This is a genomic window from Nocardia sp. Marseille-Q1738, assembly GCF_965283145.1.
The window spans coordinates 30,046-46,335 of the sequence record NZ_CBDIMS010000009.1 but is presented as its reverse complement, the minus strand read 5'-3'; the positions used below and the strand labels follow the sequence as shown (position 1 = coordinate 46,335).

At 69.9% G+C, this 16,290-nt stretch carries 14 protein-coding genes; 11 read left to right on the top strand and 3 right to left on the bottom strand.

What is annotated here, in order from left to right; genetic code table 11:
• Positions 1–60 precede the first annotated feature (60 nt).
• Positions 61–1,314, top strand: coding sequence for an epoxide hydrolase family protein (locus ACWPXK_RS26900; protein ID WP_454198959.1), 1,254 nt, complete (start codon positions 61–63; stop codon positions 1,312–1,314).
• Between the two features lie 172 nt (positions 1,315–1,486).
• On the opposite strand, the gene ACWPXK_RS26895 is transcribed toward ACWPXK_RS26900, so the two are convergent.
• Entirely contained in the window at positions 1,487–2,458 is a 972-nt protein-coding gene (locus ACWPXK_RS26895; protein ID WP_454198958.1) for a helix-turn-helix transcriptional regulator, read from the bottom strand.
• Positions 2,459–2,522: 64 nt separating this feature from the next.
• Between ACWPXK_RS26895 and ACWPXK_RS26890 the strand changes: the two genes are divergently transcribed.
• Entirely contained in the window at positions 2,523–3,014 is a 492-nt protein-coding gene (locus ACWPXK_RS26890) for a pyridoxamine 5'-phosphate oxidase family protein (RefSeq protein WP_454198957.1), read from the top strand.
• Between the two features lie 255 nt (positions 3,015–3,269).
• On the opposite strand, the gene ACWPXK_RS26885 is transcribed toward ACWPXK_RS26890, so the two are convergent.
• Positions 3,270–4,094, bottom strand: a complete 825-nt coding sequence (locus ACWPXK_RS26885) for an isocitrate lyase/PEP mutase family protein (RefSeq protein ID WP_454198956.1) — start codon at positions 4,092–4,094, stop codon at positions 3,270–3,272.
• A gap of 64 nt (positions 4,095–4,158) precedes the next feature.
• Here ACWPXK_RS26885 and ACWPXK_RS26880 point away from each other — a divergent pair, with 64 nt between their 5' ends.
• From ACWPXK_RS26880 to argH, 9 genes are all read left to right on the top strand, one after another.
• Positions 4,159–4,866: an ArsR/SmtB family transcription factor gene (locus tag ACWPXK_RS26880; RefSeq protein WP_454198955.1), complete on the top strand. Its 708-nt coding sequence runs from the start codon at positions 4,159–4,161 to the stop codon at positions 4,864–4,866.
• 329 nt (positions 4,867–5,195) lie between these two features.
• On the top strand, positions 5,196–6,254 hold the full coding sequence (gene argC / locus ACWPXK_RS26875) for an N-acetyl-gamma-glutamyl-phosphate reductase (RefSeq protein ID WP_454198954.1): 1,059 nt from the start codon (positions 5,196–5,198) through the stop codon (positions 6,252–6,254).
• Positions 6,251–7,468, top strand: coding sequence for a bifunctional glutamate N-acetyltransferase/amino-acid acetyltransferase ArgJ (gene argJ, locus ACWPXK_RS26870; RefSeq protein WP_454198953.1), 1,218 nt, complete (start codon positions 6,251–6,253; stop codon positions 7,466–7,468). Before argC ends, argJ begins: the two co-directional genes overlap by 4 nt.
• Positions 7,465–8,388: an acetylglutamate kinase gene (argB, locus tag ACWPXK_RS26865; RefSeq protein ID WP_454198952.1), complete on the top strand. Its 924-nt coding sequence runs from the start codon at positions 7,465–7,467 to the stop codon at positions 8,386–8,388. The genes argJ and argB overlap by 4 nt, the downstream gene beginning before the upstream one ends.
• The gene (locus ACWPXK_RS26860; protein WP_454198951.1) at positions 8,385–9,587 is read left to right on the top strand and encodes an acetylornithine transaminase; all 1,203 of its coding nucleotides are present in this window, start codon (positions 8,385–8,387) and stop codon (positions 9,585–9,587) included. The genes argB and ACWPXK_RS26860 overlap by 4 nt, the downstream gene beginning before the upstream one ends.
• Positions 9,584–10,528 (top strand): ornithine carbamoyltransferase, encoded by a 945-nt coding sequence (gene argF, locus ACWPXK_RS26855; RefSeq protein ID WP_454198950.1) that lies wholly within the window; start codon positions 9,584–9,586, stop codon positions 10,526–10,528. Before ACWPXK_RS26860 ends, argF begins: the two co-directional genes overlap by 4 nt.
• Complete coding sequence (locus ACWPXK_RS26850; RefSeq protein WP_357728554.1) at positions 10,525–11,025, top strand: arginine repressor; 501 nt, start codon at positions 10,525–10,527, stop codon at positions 11,023–11,025. The genes argF and ACWPXK_RS26850 overlap by 4 nt, the downstream gene beginning before the upstream one ends.
• A 454-nt stretch (positions 11,026–11,479) precedes the next feature.
• Entirely contained in the window at positions 11,480–12,682 is a 1,203-nt protein-coding gene (locus ACWPXK_RS26845) for an argininosuccinate synthase (RefSeq protein WP_454198949.1), read from the top strand.
• Between the two features lie 508 nt (positions 12,683–13,190).
• Positions 13,191–14,612, top strand: coding sequence for an argininosuccinate lyase (argH, locus tag ACWPXK_RS26840; protein WP_454198948.1), 1,422 nt, complete (start codon positions 13,191–13,193; stop codon positions 14,610–14,612).
• Between the two features lie 317 nt (positions 14,613–14,929).
• On the opposite strand, the gene ACWPXK_RS26835 is transcribed toward argH, so the two are convergent.
• A complete protein-coding gene (locus ACWPXK_RS26835; RefSeq protein WP_454198947.1) occupies positions 14,930–16,195 on the bottom strand; it encodes a hypothetical protein in 1,266 nt (421 codons plus the stop codon).
• Between the last annotated feature and the right edge of the window lie 95 nt (positions 16,196–16,290).

Sequence of the window (16,290 nt, the reverse complement as noted above, 5' to 3'; positions counted from 1 at the left end):
TCTCAGAATGCCGGAAACTTAGGAACGAATTCGTCCTAAGCGGCTCCTACCGTGGCCAGCATGACTACCGAACAGGACATCCGCCCCTTCCGTATCGAAATCCCCCAGGAACAGATCGATGATCTGCACCGCCGCCTCGCGAACACGCTGTGGCCGCAGGACCTGCCCGGCGTCGGATGGGGCAAGGGCATGCGCGTGTCCTACCTGAGGCCGCTGGCCGAGTACTGGCGCACGGAATTCGACTGGCGCGCCGTGGAAGCGAAGCTGAACGAGCTGCCGCAGTTCGTCACCGAGATCGACGGGCGGCAGGTGCATTTCCTGCATGTGCGCTCGCCGGAGCCGGATGCCCTGCCGCTGGTGCTCAACCACGGCTGGCCCGCGTCGTTCGTCGAGTTCCTGCCGGTGATCGGGCCGCTGAGTGATCCGCGTGCGCATGGCGGCGACCCCGCCGACGCGTTCCACCTGGTGATTCCCTCGCTGCCGGGGTTCGCGTTCTCCGAGGTCGCCCCGGACGACGGCGCGGGTTCGACCGACCGTTTCGCGGAGGTGGTCGCCGCACTCATGGCGCGGCTCGGCTACGACCGCTACGGCGTGCAGGGCGGCGACGCCGGGTACTTCGTCGCAGCCCAGCTGGGGCACATCGCGCGTGCACATCTCGCGGGCATCCACGTGAACGGTCCGATCACCATCCCCGCGTGGGACAGCGACGAATCCTGGGGCGGCGCGGACGAATCGGTGTCCGCGGGGGAGTGGTCCCAGGGCGGTGCGGACGAATCCGCGTCCGCGGGGAAGTGGCCTCAGGGCGGTGCGGAGTCCGAGTACAGCCAGGAAGACCAGGCGAAACTGGCCGTGCTGACCGGTCCGGAGGGCTATTCCCGCTACGACTACGCGACGCTGCAAGCCAACCGCCCGCAGACGCTGGCGATCGGCGTGCACGACTCGCCCGCGGGGCTGTTGTCCTGGATCACCGACCTGTTCCGGCAGTACACCAATCCGGGGATCGAACTGCCCGAGGACGCGGTCGGCCGTGACGCGCTGCTGACCAACATCAGCCTGTACTGGTTCACCGGCACCTTCGCCTCGTCGCTTCGGCTCTACAGTGAATCCGCGGCCTGGGGTGCGCCGGTGAAGCAGTCCGACGTGCCGACCGCGGCGGCGCTCTTCCCCGGCGACATGTCCATCCGCAAGCTCGCCGAGGACGCGCACAACATCGTGCGGTGGACCGAGTTCGACCGCGGCGGGCATTTCGCCGCGATGGAGGCGCCGGATCTGCTGACCGCGGACGTGCGGGAATTCTTCCGGTCGCTGCGCTGACCATCAGCCGTCGCCCCCCGATGGACGAGGTGCTGATCGGCCGCGAGCTGGACCAACACGGTCCGGCTCAGCGGCCGGTCGCCTTCTCGCCCGGCCGGGCGAACGGTACGACACTCGGGGCGTCCCTTCGACCGCCGTGCGGGCTGCCGAAGGTGACGATGTTGCTGATCGTTTACTGGGCGGAGTAGCGCGCGTGCATGGCGGCGGCTGTCGCCGCGAGTTGTGCGCGCAGCTGCGGCGGTTCCAGCACTTCGACGAACTCGCCGAGCGGAAGAAGGCCCGTCGCGAGCACCTCGTAGGACTCGGAGGGCACCACCACTTCCACCCACCCTTCGGGGTCGGGCGGACCGGCGGAGGCCAGTGCCTCCGCGACCGCCGCCGGATCGTTCATCAGCCGCAGCATTCGTAGGTGGCTTGCCGCGATCCGGCAGCGCGCCCGCACGCGCAGTATCGAGCGCGCGAAATCGTCGGCGGCGTCGGCCCAGTGTGCCCGCAAGTCGAATTCCGCGGGACGAGTGAAGGTTTCGGCGGTGGGTTCGGCGGCGAGGATGCGGCTCACCCGATAGGAACGCAGCGCCGACCCGTCGCGGGCCACCAGGTACCAGATGCCCGCTTTGAGCACCAGGCCCAGCGGGTCGAGCCGGCGTTCGACCACATTGTCCTTGCGTCCGTACCGCACGCGCAGCGTCCGGTCGTGCCACAGCGCGTCGGCGACGGTCGCGAGCGTCGGCGTCTCGTCCGGCCGGTGGAACCAGCCCGGCACGTCCACGTACACGCGCTCGGCGATGCGCGTCGCGCGTCCACGCAGTTCGGGCGGCAGCGCGGCGAGCACCTTCAGCTGCGCGGTGGCCAGCACCGTGCCGAGCCCGAGATCGGCGGCGGCGCCGGGCAATCCGGTCAGCAGTACCGCGTCGGCCTCCTCGGTGGTGAGTCCGGTCAGCCGGGTCCGGTAGCCGTCGACCAGCCGCACGCCGCCCGCCCGGCCCGGCTCGCTGTACACCGGGACGCCTGCCGCCGAGAGCGCGTCGATATCGCGGTACACCGTGCGCACCGACACCTCCAGCTCCCTGGCCAGTTCCGGCGCCGTCAACCGGCCGCGCGTCTGCAGCAGCAACAGCAGCTGCACCAGTCGACTCGCCCGCATGCCCGCGAGACTAGCCGGAAAACCTTGACAGAAGATGGCAAGTATTCGCCGTACCGTCGTCCCCATGACCACTTGGAGCCGATTCACCGAAGAAGCGCCGCATGTCGCCGAGATCTTCCTGCGCAGGCACCGTGCCGCGGGCAACCTCTGCATGCTCGGCACCCTCCGTTCCGACGGATACCCGCGGATCAGCCCGGTCGAGCCGCGCATCTTCGAGGACTTCCTCGTCATCGCGGGCATGCCGGGGACGACCAAGTTCCGCGACCTGGCCCGGGATCCGCGCTTCTGCCTGCACACCGCCACCGTCGACACCAACGTCTCCGACGGCGACGCCAAACTCTTCGGCACCGTCGTCGACCTGCCCGACCGGGATGTGCACGCCCGCTTCGCCCAGCAGCTGTTCGATGAAACCGGTTTCGACATCCGCGGCCAGGAATTCGACCATTTCTACGTCGCCGATCTCACCGGCGCCTCGACCGTGGAGGTCGTCGGCGATCGCCTCGACATCACCATCTGGAAGCCCGGTGCGGGCGAGCGCGTGGTCCAGAAGCACTGAGCAGCGTTTTCTGGCACGACAGCCCGCGGTAGGCCGGTGTCGGCCGCGCGACCGTCATCACATCGGCTGTCCCCGCCGAACGCCGGGCACCGGGGCCGCAGTTGCCATGAACCCCCCGATTGCCCGGCAATCCAGTTCACGGTGTCCGCGCTCGAGCGATCGGCCTCCGGGCCGGGGCGGGTAGGCACCGGCCGCGAAATTCTCCACCCCACGGACGGTCTCGCGGGGCGGGAGGAAATAGCTGGTCAGGCCCGTTCATTGAGTCGGCAGCAGGCGCTGGATGTCGGGATAGGTCACGATGCCGGACGGCAGGGGTGCGTCCTGCCGCAAAGCTCGCGCGACGTCCACGGCGGCCGACAGCGCCGCACGGTAGAGCAGCGAGCCGGTGCTGACCCGGCGTACGCCGAGTTCGGCCAGCGTCGCGATAGTGGGGCCGGTCGCCGAATACAGGATGTTGACCGGCAGATCGGTCGCCGCGACGATCCGCTCGATCCGCGCGGGGTCGCTCAGGCCGGGAACGAAGACGCCGTCGGCTCCCGCCGCGGCGTAGCGCCGCACGCGGTCGTGCGTGGAGCCGTGATCGAGGTTCAGCCAGTGGGTATCGACGCGGGCGTTGACGAACATCTCCGGCGTGCGGCCCTTGATCGCGGCGATCAGATCGGCCTGGTGGCCGGGTGCGGCCAGGGCGGATCCCGCGCGGCCGTCTTCGAGGTTCACGCCCGCGATTCCGCACGCCGCGAGTTGCTCGACGAAATCGGCCACAGCGCTGGGGTTTTCGTCGAATCCAGCCTCGATGTCGACGGTCACCGGCACCGGCAGCCGTGCCAGCCGCCGGGCCATGGCGAGCGTCTCCGTCTTGGTGACGCCCGCGCCGTCGGCGAGCCCGGCAGCGGCGGCCACCCCGAGACTGGTGGTGCCGATCGCCGGGAAACCCTCGGTCGCCAGCAGGGCGGCCGAGGCGAAATCCCAGGCATTCGGCAGCACCAGGGGCTGGTCCCGGTAGTGCAGACTGCGAAAGATCTCGAACGTTGTCATCGGGGTAGTGGCGGAACTGCCCGGTAGCGCGGAAGGCGAAGTCATGTGGTGACGGTAGCCATGGGACGTTTCGGTACCCGCCGAAATGACGGCGCGCGATCATGGTGTGGTGCCGACCAGAGGAGCCGAACTGGCGGGCTTGGCCGCCCTGCTCGCCGACCGTACCCGCGCCGACATCTGCCTCGCGCTGTTGGACGGGCGGGCCTTGACCGCGGGGGAGATCGCACGCCGGACCGGTGTCGCGCCGTCCACGGCCACCGAGCATCTCAACCGCCTGTTGAGCGGTGGGCTGCTGGTCGAACACCGCCAAGGCCGCCACCGCTACGTCCAGTTGGCGGGACCCCAGGTGGCGGAGCTGCTCGAAGGCCTGGTCGCTCACCTCGATCTCCCCCGCCCCGCCGTGACCGGACTGCGGGCCGCCACGGTCGCCGCGGCGCTCGTCCGTGGCCGCACCTGCTACGACCATCTCGCGGGTCGACTCGGCGTGGCGGTGACCCAGGGCATGATCGCGCGCGGCCTGCTCGACAGCGAGGGTGGTTTCGCGCTCACGGCGCCGGGCCGGGCCTGGCTGGCCGATCCGATGGGCATCGAACCCGCCGCGCTGGTGACTACGCGACGGCCCATCGCACGCCCCTGCCTGGACTGGACCGAACGGCGCATCCATCTCGGCGGCTCGGCGGGCGCGCAGCTGTGCCGGAGGCTGCGGGAGTTGGCGTGGATCGAGCGGGTCGGCACCGGACGCGCCGTGCGCGTCACGCCACGGGGTGAAGCCGGGCTGGCGGAAGCGCTCGGCATCGAACCGGTGGCGCTGCGCTGAATGGTCGGCGCCGCAAACAGGTGGTCCCCGCGATCCGATGCCCGCCGTGTTGCGACGATTCGCACCGCTTTGCTCGACGCCGAGGAAAGGCTCCTCGCCGAGCGCGGCGTCGACGTGCCGCTGTTCGGTGATCAGCGCGTGGTTGACACGGCCTCCACCAACGACGCGGCGGTGAAAGTCCCGAGGACCTGCGCAGCGCGGGGCGGCAGCGCCGCGCGTACGGTTGCTGGTGCGGTTTGCGTGATTCCACGCCGGGTATCACCCTGCCCGTGACCGAGCCGGGCAACCCAGGCTGTGAATGAGATTGCACAATCATGCATAATCATCACATGGTTGATTCCTCGGGCGGACCCGTCATCCGGGTCGCGGTAGCCGGTGCCAGCGGGTACGCGGGCGGTGAAGTGTTGCGTCTGCTGCTGGGTCATCCGGCCTACCGAACCGGGCGCCTCGTCATCGGGGCGCTGACCGCGGGCTCGAACGCCGGAACCGCGCTGGGGGAGTTGCAGCCGCATCTGCTGCCGCTGGCCGATCGGGTGCTGGCGCCGACCACGGCCGCCGAACTGGCCGGACACGATGTGGTCTTCCTCGGCCTGCCCCATGGGCAGTCGGCCGCCATCGCCGCCGAGCTGCCCGAGTCCACGGTGATCATCGACTGTGGTGCCGACTTCCGGCTCACCGACCCGAAGACATGGGAGAAATACTACGGCAGCCCGCACGCGGGCAGCTGGCCCTATGGTCTGCCCGAACTGCCCGGCGGCCGGGAGAAGCTGCGTGGCGCGACGCGGATCGCGGTTCCGGGGTGCTACCCGACCGTGGCCAGCCTCGCGTTGGCCCCCGCGGTCGCCGCGGGCATCGTGGAGCCCGCGGTGCACGTGGTCGCGGTGAGCGGCACGTCGGGGGCGGGCCGCAAGCTGGACGTGGCGCTGCTCGGGTCCGAGGTGATGGGCTCGGCACGGGCCTACGGCATCGCGGGCGCGCACCGGCACACACCGGAGATCGCGCAGAACCTGACGGCGGCGGGCGGTGCGGACGTCGCGGTGTCGTTCACCCCGGTGCTCGCGCCGATGCCCCGCGGCATCCTCGCCACCTGCACCGCGCCGACCCGCGTCGACTCCGCACAGGCGCGCGCCGTCTACGAGAAAGCCTACGCCGACGAGCCTTTCGTGCACCTGCTGCCGGAAGGCGTGCTCCCGCAGACCGGTTCGGTGCTGGGTTCCAACGCCGTCACCCTGCAGGTGGCCGTGGACGCCGACGCCGGGCTGCTCGTGGTGATCGGCGCGATCGACAACTTGACCAAGGGCACCGCGGGCGCGGCGGTGCAATCGATGAACCTCGCACTCGGATGGGACGAGACCGCCGGACTTTCCACCGTAGGAGTGGCACCGTGACGACAACCGACACCGCAAGCGGCAAGCTGGTCCGGACCCAGGGCGTCACGGCGCCGCTCGGCTTCCGCGCGGCGGGCATCGCCGCGGGCATCAAGGCCAGCGGCAAGCCGGACCTCGCGCTGGTGTTCAACGAAGGGCCGGAATACCCGGCCGCGGGCGTGTTCACCCGCAACAAGGTGAAGGCCGCACCGGTGCTGTGGTCGCAGCAGGTGCTGACCGGCAAGCGGCTGCGCGCGGTGATCCTGAATTCCGGCGGCGCCAACGCGTGCACCGGCCCGGGCGGATTCCAGGACACGCACAAGACCGCCGAGGAACTCGCGGCCGCCCTGAGCAACTGGGGCACCGAGACCGGCGCGGGGGAGATCGCGGTCTGCTCGACCGGGCTGATCGGCGACCGGCTCCCGATGGACAAGCTGATCCCCGCCGTCACGGAGATCGTGCACGAGATGGGCGGCGGCCTGTCCGGCGGCTCGGACGCCGCCTGGGCCATCATGACCACCGACACCGTGCCCAAGGAAGCGGCGTTCCATCACCGCGACAAGTGGAACGTCGGCGGCATGGCCAAGGGCGCGGGCATGCTGGCCCCGTCGCTGGCGACCATGCTGGTGGTGCTCACCACCGACGCCGCGGTCACCGCCGACCAGCTCGACCACGCCCTGCGCAACGCCACCGCGCGCACCTTCGACCGGCTCGACGTCGACGGCTCCTGCTCCACCAACGACACCGTGCTGCTGCTCGCCAACGGCGCCAGCGAGGTGACCCCCAGCCAGGAGGAACTCGACGCCGCCGTGCTCGCGGTGTGCGACGACCTGGCCGCCCAGCTGATGGCCGACGCCGAGGGCGTCACCAAGCGGGTGCTGGTCACCGTCACCGGAGCGGCGACCGAGGACGAAGCGGTGGCCGCCGCCCGCACCGTGGCCCGCGACAGCCTGGTCAAGACGGCGCTGTTCGGCTCCGACCCGAACTGGGGCCGGGTGCTGGCCGCGGTCGGCATGGCGCCGGTGACGCTCGATCCGAACCGTATCTCGGTGTCGTTCAACGGAAGTCCGGTATGCGTGGACGGCGTCGGCGCGCCGGGCGCCCGCGAGGTGGACCTGTCCGGCGCCGACGTTCAGGTGCTGATCGAGCTGAACGTCGGCTCCGCCGCCGCGAGCATCCGCACCACCGACCTTTCGCACGGTTACGTCGAAGAGAACTCGGCCTACAGCTCATGAGCCAGGTGTTGCACACGCTCTCCGCGCTGGACAAAGCGCACGTTCTGGCCGACGCCCTGCCGTGGTTGCAGAAGTTCCGGGACAAGATCGTCGTCGTCAAATACGGCGGCAACGCCATGATCGACGAGAACCTCAAACAGGCCTTCGCCGCCGACATGGCGTTCCTGCGCACGGTGGGCGTGCACCCGGTGGTGGTGCACGGTGGCGGCCCGCAGATCAGCGCGATGCTGAAGAAGCTGGGTCTGCACGGCGAATTCCGCGGCGGCTTCCGGGTGACCACGCCCGAGGTGATGGACGTGGTGCGGATGGTGCTGTTCGGTCAGGTCGGCCGCGAGCTGGTCGGCCTGATCAACGCGCACGGCCCGTACGCGGTCGGCACCTCCGGCGAGGACGCCGGGCTGTTCACCGCCACTCGCCGCACCGTCGAGGTGGACGGCGAGCCGACCGACATCGGCCTGGTCGGCGACGTCACCGAGGTGAACCCGGACGCCGTGCTCGACCTCATCGGCGCCGGCCGCATCCCGGTCGTGTCGACCATCGCGCCGGACGCCGACGGCGTGGTGCACAACATCAACGCCGACACCGCCGCCGCGGCACTCGCCGAGGGCATCGGCGCCGAGAAATTGGTGGTGCTCACCGACGTCGAGGGCCTGTACACGAACTGGCCGGATCGGTCGTCGCTCACCACGCGCATCGACACGGCCGCGCTGGCCGAGTTGCTCCCGAGACTCGATACGGGCATGGTGCCCAAGATGGAAGCCTGCCTGCGCGCCGTGCGAGCGGGGGTGCCGTCCGCGCATGTGATCGACGGCCGGGTCCCGCACGCGGTGTTGCTGGAACTGTTCACCGGAGAAGGAATCGGAACGATGGTGACGCCCGCCCCGGACGGGCCGGGCTCGCTGGACGGAACGAAACAATGAGCACAGCTGAACTGCAGAAGCGGTGGTCTGCCGCGCTGATGAACAACTACGGCACGCCCAACGTCGCGCTGGTGCGCGGGGCCGGCGCCGTGGTCTACGACGCGGACGGCAATCGCTACGTCGACTTCCTCGGCGGTATCGCGGTCAACAGCCTCGGCCACGCGCACCCGGCGATCCTGGAGGCGGTCACCCAGCAGCTCGGCACGCTGGGACACGTCTCGAATCTGTACGCCAGCGAGCCGGTCGTCGAGTTGGCCGAGCGGTTGCTCGCGCACTTCGGCGACGGGGAGGGCCGGGCGTTCTTCTGCAACTCCGGCACCGAGGCGGTCGAGGCGGCGTTCAAGATCGCGCGGTTGACCGGGCGGCACAAGATCGTCGCGTGCGAGGAGGCCTTCCACGGCCGCACCATGGGCGCGCTCGCACTCACCGGCCAGCCGTCCAAGCGGACGCCGTTCGAGCCGATGCCGCCCGGCGTCGTGCACGTGCCCTACGGCGACGCCGCGGCGCTGGACGCCGTGGTCGACGAGGACACCGCCGCGGTGTTCCTGGAGCCGATCATGGGAGAGAGCGGCGTGGTGGTACCGCCGTTCGACTACTTGGCCAAAGCGCGGGAGATCACCGCGCGCAACGGGGCGCTGCTGGTGCTGGACGAGGTGCAGACCGGCATCGGCCGCACCGGAAAGTTCTACGCACACCAAGCCGTCGGCATCGTGCCGGACGTGATCACCCTGGCCAAGGGGCTCGGCGGCGGATTGCCCATCGGCGCGGTGCTGGCCAACGGACGCGCGGCCGAGTTGCTGACGCCCGGCCTGCACGGCACCACCTTCGGCGGCAATCCGGTATGCGCCGCGGCCGCACTCGCGGTGCTGCGCACGATCGATGAAACCGACTTGCTCTCGCACGTGGAATCGGTGGGCAAGCGGCTCAGCGACGGCATCGAGCTGCTGGAGCATCCCCTGGTCGACCAGGTGCGCGGCGCGGGCCTGCTGCTGGGCATCGTGCTCACCCACAACGTATCGGCGCTGGTCGAGGCGCGTGCGCGGGCGGCGGGGTATCTCGTCAACCCGGCCAAGCCCGACGTGATCCGCCTCGCGCCGCCGCTGGTGCTCACCGAGACACAGGCGGACAATTTCGTCGCCGATCTGCCGGAGATCCTCGACGGCGCCCTCGACGACGCGAAAGGGGCTGCGGCGCAATGACCTCCGTGCGGCACTTCCTGCGCGACGACGACGTCAGTCCGGCCGAGCAGGCCGAAATCCTCGCCCTCGCGGCCGAACTCAAGAAGGAGCCGTTCGCGCGGCAACCGCTGGCCGGCCCGCGCGGCGTCGGCGTGATCTTCGAGAAGAACTCCACCCGCACCAGGTTCTCCTTCGAGATGGGCATCGCCCAGCTCGGCGGGCACGCGGTGGTCGTCGACGGCCGGGACACCCAGCTGGGCCGGGAGGAGACGCTCGGTGACACCGGCCGGGTCCTCTCGCGCTACGTGGACGCGATCGTGTGGCGCACCTTCGCGCAGTCCCGGCTCGACGAGATGGCCGCCACCGCGACGGTTCCGGTGGTCAACGCGCTGTCCAACGAGTTCCATCCCTGCCAGGTGCTCGCGGACCTACAGACGCTGGCCGAGCGCAAGGGCGACCTGACCGGGCGCGAGCTCGCCTACTTCGGCGACGGCGCCAACAACATGGCGCACTCGCTGCTGCTCGGCGGCGTCACGGCAGGCCTGAACGTGACCATCGCCGCGCCGGCCGGATTCGAGCCGCTGCCCTGGATCGTGGAGGCCGCGCGCAAGCGCGCCGCCGAGACCGGAGCCACCATCACGCTGACCGGTGACCCGATCGCCGCCGCGTGGGGCGCCGACGCGCTGGTCACCGACACCTGGACCTCCATGGGACAGGAAAACGACGGTCTGGACCGGGTCGGCCCGTTCCGGCCGTTCCAGCTCAACGCCGACCTGCTGGCCCACGCCAAGCCGGATGCCGTCGTGCTGCATTGCCTTCCCGCGCATCGCGGCGAAGAGGTCACCGACGAGGTGCTGGACGGGCCGCACAGCGCCGTCTGGGACGAGGCGGAGAACCGGCTGCACGCGCAGAAGGCGCTGCTGGTCTGGTTGCTGGAGCGACGATACGGGAGTACGGCGTGACCGAGGTCAGAAGCGGCCCGGCCATCGCGCGCACCCGGGCCGGACGGCAGTCACGCATCGTGGAGCTGCTGTCCGCGCATGCGGTGCGCAGCCAGACCGAGCTGGCGGCGCTGCTCGCGGCCGAAGGCATCGAGACCACCCAGGCGACGTTGTCCCGGGACCTGGACGAACTGGGCGCGGTGAAGCTGCGCGCCGCCGACGGCGGGGCGGGCGTCTACGTGGTGCCCGAGGACGGTAGCCCGGTCCGCGGCGTCACCGGCGGCACCGACCGGCTGTCCAAGCTGCTCGGCGACCTGCTGGTCTCCACCGACGCCAGCGGCAACATCGCGGTGCTGCGGACTCCACCCGGCGCGGCGCATTTCCTGGCCAGCGCACTGGACCGCGCCGCCCTGCCCTACATCGTCGGCACCATCGCGGGGGACGACACCATCGCCGTCATCGCTCGCGAGCCGCTGACCGGCGCGGAAGTGGCTGCGAAAATCGAACAACTGGCCTGAGCGCTCGCGCTTCGCCACGGCTTCGGACTGCGTTGGCGCGTTGGCGCGTTGGTGCGGCGACGATGCCGGCCGGGGCGCGTAGTGCCGATGTTTTCGGTCGGCGCTGAGCCGATCTCGCCCGAGGAAGTCGTGCTTGCGGGGTTTCAGCAGCCGGTATCCGCCTGCGGTTCGCTATTCGTGCGCCGACCGGACCGGCTTCGGGGGAGCTCGTGAGGCGGTACCGACCCGTCCAGCTGGTCGCGGCATAGGCGCGGCTAGCCTGCCGCGAGCGCGGAGGGCCGGGGCTGTGCCAGGGTGTAGGCATGGCTGTTGCCCCAGCACAGGGGCGACACCACCCGATTATGAATGAGCTTGCATCGTCATGCATAATAATTTGCAGGACGGTGCGGGCCGCTGTCGCGGGAAGCCGGTCCGTACACCCAAACCAGCACCGAACATCGAGGAGCACACAGACATGTCCGAGCGCGTCGTACTCGCCTACTCCGGTGGGCTGGATACCTCCGTCGCGATCAGCTGGATCGGCAAGGAGACCGGCGCCGAGGTGGTGGCCGTCGCCATCGACCTCGGCCAGGGTGGCGAGGACATGAACGTGGTGCGCCAGCGCGCGCTGGACTGCGGCGCCGTCGAGGCGATCGTGGTCGACGCCCGCGACGAGTTCGCCGACGAGTACTGCCTGCCCACCATCCAGGCCAACGCGCTGTACATGGGCCAGTACCCGCTGGTGTCCGCGATCAGCCGCCCGCTCATCGTCAAGCACCTGGTCGAGGCCGCCAAGTTCCACGGAGCCAGCACCGTGGCGCACGGCTGCACCGGCAAGGGCAACGACCAGGTTCGCTTCGAGGTCGGCATCGGCGCGCTCGCGCCCGACCTGAACGTGATCGCCCCGGTCCGCGACTACGCGTGGACCAGGGAGAAGGCCATCGCGTTCGCCGAGGAGAACGCGCTGCCGATCAACGTCACCAAGAAGTCGCCGTTCTCCATCGACCAGAACGTGTGGGGCCGCGCCGTGGAGACCGGCTTCCTCGAGGACCTGTGGAACGCCCCGACCAAGGACGTCTACGACTACACCTCCGACCCGACGGTCAACTTCGAGGCGCCGGACGAACTGATCATCCGGTTCGAGCGCGGCGTGCCGGTGGCCATCGACGGCCGCCAGGTCAGCGTGCTGGAGGCGATCGTCGAGCTGAACCACCGCGCGGGCCGCCAGGGCGTCGGCCGGCTGGACATGGTCGAGGACCGCCTGGTCGGCATCAAGAGCCGCGAGATCTACGAGGCGCCCGGCGCCATCGCCCTGATCACCGCGCACCAGGCCCTGGAGCACGTCACCGTCGAACGCGAGCTGGGCCGCTACAAGCGGCAGGTCGAGCAGCGCTGGGGCGAGCTGGCCTACGACGGCCTGTGGTTCTCCCCGCTCAAGCGGGCCCTGGACGCTTTCATCGGTGACACCCAGCAGCACGTCTCCGGCGACATCCGGATGGTCCTGCACGGCGGCTCCGCCGTGGTCAACGGCCGCCGCTCGGACCAGTCGCTCTACGACTTCAACCTGGCCACCTACGACGAAGGCGACACCTTCGACCAGTCGCTGGCCAAAGGCTTCGTCCAGATCCACGGCCTGTCCTCCAAGGTCGCCGCCCGCCGCGACCTGAACCAGAAGTAGTCCCGCGCGCGCGGGTGTACGGACCGCGCTGTCCGCTGGCCCCGGTCGCAATCTGGGAGTCGGACAACTCGGTGTACGTTCGTACGGGCCGCGAGGACCCCACTCTGAATAGGTACTACGCACTGACACGGCGCAAGCACACTGTGTTCCGGGCGCGAGCACGCTGTTTCCGACAGCCGAAAGAGTCGGTGACTACCCGCAGGGCTCGTCACCGTGGCCCCGGACGCAACAACTGAATCTCGCAACAACACGGGTAACTCACCGGGTACCGCCAGAACTCCATCGGCACCCAACGCAGGACCTGTACGCAGGTCTTGTGCCACCCGACTTGTACGGCCTGAAGGCCCGGAGGGTGCGGGGGAGCGCCCGACGCAGGACCTGCACGCACGTCTTGTGCCAACTGACTGGTACGGCCAGAAGGCCCGGACAGGCAGGGGACAACCCAAGGCAGGACCTGAACCCCTGACTGATAAGGCCGAATATCCGGAGAGGCGGAGGAGCACACACAATGACGCAGAGTGGCGGCACGAATCAGGGTGCACTCTGGGGCGGGCGTTTCGCCTCCGGACCAGCCGACGCGATGGCTGCACTGAGCAAGTCGACACACTTCGACTGGGCGCTGGCCCCGTACGACATCCGCGCGTCGAAGGCGCATGCGCGGGTGCTGCACAAGGCGGGCCTGCTGTCCGGCACCGACCTGTCGGGCATGCTGGCCGGACTGGATCAGCTTGCGGCCGACGTGGATTCGGGCGCGTTCGGCCCCGCCGACTCGGACGAGGACGTGCACGGCGCGCTGGAACGCGGCCTGATCGAGCGGGTCGGCGCCGAGCTCGGCGGCAGGCTGCGCGCCGGGCGATCGCGCAACGACCAGGTGGCCACCCTGTTCCGGATGTGGTTGCGTGACGCCGTGCGCCGGGTGGCCGCCGGTGTGCTCGCGGTGGTGGACGCGCTGGTGGACCAAGCCGCCGCGCACCCGGACGCGGTCATGCCGGGTAAGACCCACCTGCAGGCCGCCCAGCCGGTGCTGCTGGCCCACCATCTGCTCGCGCACGCTCATCCGCTGCTGCGCGACCTCGATCGGCTGCGCGATTTCGACAAGCGTGCGGCCGTGTCGCCCTACGGTTCCGGCGCGCTGGCCGGTTCCTCGCTCGGACTCGACCCGGAGGCGATCGCCGCGGAACTGCACTTCGACGCGGCCGCCGCCAACTCGATCGACGCCACCTCGGCGCGGGATTTCGCTGCCGAGGCCGCGTTCGTGCTGGCCATGATCGGCGTCGACCTGAGCCGGATGGCCGAAGAGGTGATCATCTGGAGCACACCGGAATTCGGCTATGTCACGCTCGCCGACGCGTGGTCGACCGGGTCCTCGATCATGCCGCAGAAGAAGAATCCGGATGTTTCGGAGCTGACCCGCGGTAAGGCGGGAAGGCTGATCGGCAATCTCACCGGACTGCTGGCCACCCTCAAAGCGCAACCGCTCGCCTACAACCGTGACCTCCAAGAGGACAAGGAACCCCTGTTCGACTCGGTCGCACAGCTCGAGCTGCTGCTGCCGGCCATCGCCGGCCTGGTATCGACGCTGACCTTCCACACCGACCGCATGGCCGAACTCGCGCCGGCGGGTTTCACGCTGGCCACCGACATCGCCGAATGGCTGGTCCGCCAGGGTGTTCCGTTCCGCGTCGCGCACGAGGCGGCGGGCGCATGCGTGCGCGCCGCGGAATCCCGCGGCGTCGGTCTCGACGACCTCACCGACGAGGAGTTCGCCGCCATCGATCCGGCGCTGACCGGAAAGGTGCGCGAGGTCCTCACCGTGCAGGGCTCCATCGCGTCCCGCAACGCGCGGGGCGGAACGGCGGGCGTCCAAGTCGCGGCACAGCTGGACGAGGTGCGCCAGGCGGCGTCCGCTGCCCGCGCCTGGCTGGGCTGATCCCGCGTCGACCTGAGGCTGCTCGCCGATGGTTTCGGGCACCGCGCGAGGCTACGACGATGGTGATATTCGGCGCTGCTGACGGCAGGTCGCTGTGCGCGGGCCGGGTCTGGACCATCCCGGCATCGGCTCGGAGGATGCCTGTCTGGAGGACATCGTCCCCGCGTCGCCCGGCTCGGGTAGGCGGTGCCCTTCTTCAGGCGCAGTTCGACGAGGTGTGTCGAGTGTCCAGTACCGCGGCTGGGGCTGATCCTGCGTTCCGCGCGGCTAGGGCCGACAAGTGGGTCCGCGAACCGGTTCGAGCGCGGCGCGTTGGTCTACGCGACGATGGTGATGTCGGCCCCGCTGAACAACAGGTCGCGGGGACGAGGGGCGCTGCGCCCGGCGTGCGGCACCAGTTCGGCCTCCGGCGCCAGCTCGTGTAGCTGCCGGAGGAACACTTCGACGGCCAGCGTGGCCATGCTCTTGCCCGGACAGACATGCCTGCCGAACCCGAAGGTCAACGGCAGTTTGCCGGTTCCGTGCAGGTCCAGGCAGTCCGGGAACGCCTCCGGATCGCGGTTGGCGGCGGCGAACAGCACCAGCACTCCTCCTGCGGGCAGCCGGGTGCCGCTGGCCAGCACGACCGGCGTCCTGGCTCGGCGCTTCCACGCCACCAGGCCGGGATCGAGCTGGAGGATTTTCGCGGCGACCCGTCCGCAGGTCCCTGGATCGGCGAGCATGTTCCACCACGTCCGGTCCGGATCATCGAGCAAACGCTGCAGACCTTGCTGGATGCTGCCGCTCACCGTGTGCACGCCGGCGGCGAGCGAATTCGCCATGGCCGACACCGCGATCCGATGGGAGAGCCCGGCGTCGCGGAGCCTGCGCGCGAAACCGGTTGCCTCGCTGCCGCGACCCGCTCGCACGGCCTTGCCGCTGACGGTGAACAACCAGCCGAGCGCGCCCACCGCGTCGGCCAGTTCGCGTCCGCGCAGCATGCGGCCCAGCAGTCCCGATTGCGCGCCGCTCCAAGCGGCTACGTGCGGCCAGTCGGATGCGGGCAGGCCGACGGCCGCGCCGACCGTCCGCGCGGCGTACGCGATCGACAACGCCGTGATGTCGAGCGGCGATCCGGACCGATAGCCCGCGTCGCGCAGCGCGTCGTGAAAATGCTCGGCCATGGCCGCCGCCCGGCGTGGCCGGTCTGCTGCGGAAATCGTGAAGTGTCCGGACGGACCGGCCATGGTGTTCCACACGCGCTTGTGCAGCCGGTCGTCGGTCAGGTTGGCCGTCGCCTTGGCGGGAGGCGGAACCAGGTGCCGCACGAAATGCGGGATGGCTCGCGGCGTCGTCGCGATGCGCGGGTAACCGACCAGTGGGTCCAGCGAATTCGCGTTGGATACGCCGGGAGTCGTCGCGTCGAGCACCTCGCGCACGTCGGCGTACTTCCAGATCATGTGCAGTCCGGACGGGTGCCGGTAGGTCGGCTCCGGCCATTCGTGCAATCGGCGATATCGTTCGTCGCGTTCGGCGTACGACATCTCATTGCAGGTCAGCTTGTCGAACGGGAATTCCGTCGCCGCGACGATCGGCTCGAGCACGACGTGAGCGTAGGGATGCGCGACAAAAAATGCCGACCGGTCTTTCTCGAGCGTGGGAAGCGTCACTCCGGTGACCTCGCGATCGAACCCGCGCC